Annotated in this window: 4 protein-coding genes; 3 read left to right on the top strand and 1 reads right to left on the bottom strand. The window is 62.9% G+C overall.

Annotation, left to right across the window (positions count from 1 at the left end; translation table 11 throughout):
* Positions 1-150: 150 nt before the first annotated feature.
* On the bottom strand, positions 151-870 hold the full coding sequence (locus QZX93_RS00325) for a transposase (RefSeq protein ID WP_295385188.1): 720 nt from the start codon (positions 868-870) through the stop codon (positions 151-153).
* Between the two features lie 71 nt (positions 871-941).
* Here QZX93_RS00325 and QZX93_RS00320 point away from each other — a divergent pair, with 71 nt between their 5' ends.
* The 3 genes from QZX93_RS00320 to uvrA all read left to right on the top strand — a co-directional run bounded on the left by QZX93_RS00320 (position 942) and on the right by uvrA (position 4,601).
* Positions 942-1,133: a DUF29 family protein gene (locus QZX93_RS00320; protein ID WP_295385186.1), complete on the top strand. Its 192-nt coding sequence runs from the start codon at positions 942-944 to the stop codon at positions 1,131-1,133.
* A complete protein-coding gene (locus QZX93_RS00315) occupies positions 1,133-1,654 on the top strand; it encodes a hypothetical protein (protein WP_295385184.1) in 522 nt (173 codons plus the stop codon). The genes QZX93_RS00320 and QZX93_RS00315 overlap by 1 nt, the downstream gene beginning before the upstream one ends.
* A gap of 97 nt (positions 1,655-1,751) precedes the next feature.
* Positions 1,752-4,601, top strand: coding sequence for an excinuclease ABC subunit UvrA (gene uvrA, locus QZX93_RS00310; RefSeq protein ID WP_295385182.1), 2,850 nt, complete (start codon positions 1,752-1,754; stop codon positions 4,599-4,601).
* Positions 4,602-4,952: the final 351 nt, after the last annotated feature.

Here is a 4,952-nt window from a genome sequence, read left to right as displayed (position 1 = left end):
GTAGTTGATGCTCGGGAAGCGTCCTTGCTGCTGTACGGAACGAATTTTTTCAGCCGCCTTCGCCGCGCGGCAGCAGCGCAGCAGGCGTCGGTGTGAGCCGAAAGTCCGTAAATCTAGCGGGGAAAACGGGGACGGACAACGATTTCTTGTTCAGATTGGCAGTTCCATTTGCCCCGCCTCCCGCTCTGGAGCTCGCGGTCGCCCCGGTCGGCCGCGCCACGTCCGGCGTCCGAGCATGGCCGCGATCTCCCGCTGGAAGCGCTCGCTGCCCAAGGCAAACCCGCCGTTCGTCGCGGTACGGATCTCCGTCAGCACGTCTTGGGCGATGGCCGTGGCGACTAGATCCCGATAAGCGGCGCGGCGCGCCTCGTCGGTTTCTCCCAGGCTGGCATACAGCGGGTGCGCAGTGAGCAGCGTGTCCGGTACGCCGAGGGCATTGGCACGGTAGCTCGACCAAGGATACTCGCCGGGATCGGCAACGAGACCCGCACGCACCGGGTTGAGTTCGATATAGCGCTGACAGGCGAGCAGGTACCGGTCCCCCTCAATGATCGACGAACGGAAGCGCCCCTCGAATAGGGTGCCAGTTCGTCTATAGGTGCGGTTGACGTACTGAACGTATCGGAAACCGAGACCCTTCATCAGTCGGCCCGCTCCTCGCTCGGTCGTCGGGGTGATCAGGATATGGGAGTGGTTGGTCATCAGCGCATAGGCATGCACCATTACCGCTTTCGCGGCAGCCAGCTCGCCGAGCGACCCGAGGAAATACTGGCGGTCGGAGTCGGAGAAGAAGATCGCCGCGCAGTCGATCCCGCGCGCGATCACGTGCAGGGGGTAGTTGGCTACAACGATTCTGGCATGTCGGGCCACGGCGGTGAGGTGGTGCGGATGGGGAACGTCTCCTGAGTCTAGCAGAAAACGTTGTCTGTCCCCGTTTCGCTATGTCCCCGTTTCGCTACCTGGAAAACACCCCGAGCCTGCGGGTTAAACTTGATGACCCGCGTTGGCTTGACATGGTCTGGGCCAGGGCGGTCGCCCTGGCCGTGACCGAGACCGGGCTGGATTGTTTTCCCGACACCTGCGGCTGGTCGATGGATGCTGAGGTGCTCAATCCATCTTGGCTGCCGGAATGATGTCTAACCAACTGGAAGTCTTAATGTTTAAGAAAATCGCTTTTGCCGCCATGCTAGGAGTATCACTGTCCGGCACATGCCTGGCCGCGGATTTCGACCCGCTCGAGCAGGAGCAGATCGGCGGCCTGCGTTATGGCCAGTCTGAGGCCGCATTCAAGAAAGAGATTGGCTGTAAGCCAAAGCGCGGGCCTGATGAGTTCGCCGCGGCCGATGGCGCCTGGCACCAGGACTGGGAGTATCCGGACTGCGGGGTCTCGCTCGGCACGGTCTCTGATAAGAAGGGCGGGATCAAGACGATCGATACGATCGCTGTTTCCCGCCCGAACGCCATGACTACGAAGCGGGGCATCAAGATCGGGAGCCCCAAGGCCGCCGTGGTGACTGCCTATAAGGCAAACCAGAATAGAGACTTGAGCGAATCGGTCGATGGCTTCGCGGTCGGTTCGGAGGGCGGGATGTTGGTGTTTCGCTTTGCCGATGGGCGAGTTGATTCGATCTTTTTGGGCGTCGGCGCCGAATAACGCGGTCGTGGAGCGCCGATAGTCTGTCGGCGCCGGGCCGACGAAATGTCGGCGCTCCCAATAGCTGCTTGCCTCAAGGCCTAGATGGAGCCTCATCATGGACAGTATCCGCATCCGCGGCGTCCGTACTCACAATCTCAAGAACCTGGATCTCGACCTGCCGCGCAATCGGCTGATCGTGGTGACTGGCCTCTCGGGCTCGGGCAAGTCATCGCTCGCCTTCGATACCATCTATGCCGAGGGCCAGCGCCGCTATGTCGAGTCGCTGTCGGCCTATGCCCGGCAATTCCTCTCGGTGATGGAGAAGCCGGACATCGACCACATCGAGGGTCTGTCACCGGCCATCTCCATCGAGCAGAAGACCACCTCACACAATCCACGCTCCACCGTCGGCACTATTACCGAGATCTACGACTATCTGCGCCTGCTGTTTGCCCGGGTCGGCACCCCGCGTTGCCCCCAGCATGGCGAGGCATTGGAGGCCCAGACGGTCAGCCAGATGGTCGACCAGGTGATGGCGCTGCCGCCGGGTGAGCGGCTGATGCTCCTGGCCCCGGTGGTGTCGGCGCGCAAGGGCGAATACCAGCGTCTCATCGCCGAACTGCACGCGCAGGGCTTCGTGCGGGCGCGGATCGATGGCGAACTCTGTGAGCTGGACAGCCCGCCTGAACTGGATCTGAAGAAAAAGCACGACATCGAGGTGGTCATCGACCGCTTCCGGGTGCGGGCCGACCTGCAATTGCGGCTGGCCGAGTCATTCGAGACTGCGCTGGCACTCTCCGGCGGTATCGCCCGCATCGCCCCACTAGCGGCACCGGGCGATGAGGAGGGTGCCGCGCCGCCGCGCCCCGAAATCACCTTCTCTGCCACCTTCGCCTGCCCGGTCTGCGGCTACAGTATCCAGGAGCTGGAACCGCGTCTATTCTCATTCAATAACCCGGCGGGTGCCTGCCCGACCTGCGACGGGCTCGGGGTCGAGCAATTCTTCGACCCCGACAAGGTGGTGGTCCAACCCGGGGTGAGCCTGGCCGCCGGTGCGGTGCGCGGCTGGGACCGGAACAATAGCTATTACTTCCAGATCATCCGCGCGCTGGCCGAACACTACGGGTTCGATGTGGATGCCGCCTGGGGCGATCTGCCGGAGAGCGCCCGCCAAGTGGTGCTGTATGGCTCAGGCAAGGACAAGTTCAAATTCAAGCTCCCCCACGAGGGCGGCAGCGGCAAGGTCCGCGCATTCGAGGGGATCATCCCTATGCTCGACCGGCGCTATCGCGAGACCGACTCCAGCGCGGTGCGTGAGGAGTTGGCGCGTTACCTCTCGCACCACCCCTGTCCGTCCTGTCATGGTGCCCGTCTGAATGAGGCGGCGCGCCACGTCTTTGTTGCCGAACGCAATCTGCCCAGCCTCTCGGCCCTGCCGGTGGGCGACTGCCTGGCCTGGTTCGAGGGGCTGACCTTGCCGGGACGGCGCGGCGAGATCGGCGCGCGGATCAATCAGGAGATTGCGACGCGCCTGCGCTTCCTCACCGATGTGGGGCTCGACTATCTCACCCTGGAGCGCAGCGCCGAGACACTCTCCGGCGGTGAGGGCCAGCGCATCCGGCTCGCCAGCCAGATCGGTGCCGGTCTGGTCGGCGTCATGTATATCCTAGACGAGCCATCCATCGGTCTGCACCAGCGTGACAATGCCCGGCTGTTGAAAACGCTCACCCATTTGCGCGACATCGGCAATACGGTTATTGTCGTCGAGCACGACGAGGAGGCGATCCGCACAGCAGACCAGGTGGTCGACATGGGGCCGGGCGCCGGGGTCCACGGCGGTGAGGTGGTTGCCCAGGGTACCGCGGATGAGGTCGCTGCCAACCCGCGCTCACTCACCGGCCGCTATCTCAGCGGCGCGCTGCGTATCGCGATCCCCACTCGCCGCACCCCGCTGGACCCCGACCGCCAATTGCGCATCCTGGGCGCCACCGGCAATAACCTGCGCAATGTCGACGTCGACATTCCGGTCGGCACCTTTTGCTGCATTACCGGGGTCTCGGGGTCGGGTAAGTCCACACTCATCAACGACACCCTCTTTCCGGTCGCCGCCCGGGCGCTCAATGGCGCGAGTGCCAGCCCGGCCCCGCATCGCACGATCGAGGGTCTGGGCCATTTCGACAAGATCGTAGATATCGACCAAAGCCCCATCGGCCGCACCCCACGTTCCAATCCGGCCACCTATACCGGGCTATTCAACATGGTGCGCGACCTGTTCGCCGCGGTGCCGGAGGCGCGTTCCCGCGGCTATGGCCCTGGTCGCTTCAGCTTCAATGTGAAGGGTGGGCGCTGCGAGGCCTGCAAGGGCGATGGACTCATTCGGGTGGAGATGCACTTCCTGCCCGATATCTATGTGCAATGCGATACCTGCAAGGGCCGCCGCTATAATCGCGAGACGCTCGAGGTTCGTTATAAGGGCCGCACCATCGACGAGGTGCTTAATCTCACCATCGAGGACGCGCTGCCCTTTTTCGCCCCGGTCGAGGTCATTCACCGCAAGCTCCAGACCCTGATGGATGTGGGGCTCGCCTATGTGCGCCTGGGCCAGAGTGCGACCACCCTGTCCGGCGGTGAGGCGCAGCGGGTCAAGCTTTCGCGCGAACTGAGTAAACGCGATACCGGTCGCACACTCTATATCCTGGATGAGCCCACTACTGGGCTGCACTTCCACGACGTGGCGCAATTGCTCGCCGTGTTGCACCGCTTCCGCGACCACGGCAATACGGTCATCTGTATCGAGCACAATCTGGACGTCATCAAGACCGCCGATTGGGTCATTGACCTGGGGCCTGAGGGCGGCGACAAGGGCGGTGAGATCATCAGTGTCGGCACCCCGGAGCAGATCGCGGCCGATCCGCGCTCCCATACCGGGCGCTTCCTCAAGCCATTGTTGGAGCGGGGATGGTAGGGTGCGGTTCGTCGCCCATCCCGCCCGATGGCCCTTCCTGACCGCGGGTCGCCTGGTTAAACCGCCCCTTGCCCAACGACTAAACCGGAGCCCGTGATGACTGCAATCACCTACACACAGGCACACAAGCACCTCGCCGAAACCATGGGTCGGGTCATCGCCGACCACCAGCCGGTCACCATCCCTGATCATTGTGCAGTGCCGGTATCATTCTAGTACCGCAGGATGAAAGTGCTCGGACCATGTCAAGCTAGGCTGCCAACGGCTTGCCTTGGTAGGTCCAGCGGAATGGTTTGGCCATTGTCTTGTTGAAATAGTCGATGAAGTTTTTGATTTTCTGGCAAAGGTCGT

The sequence above is a fragment of the uncultured Thiodictyon sp. genome, from assembly GCF_903946935.1.
Classification (GTDB): Bacteria; Pseudomonadota; Gammaproteobacteria; order Chromatiales; family Chromatiaceae; genus Thiodictyon.
This window is presented reverse-complemented; position numbering and strand designations above follow the sequence as displayed.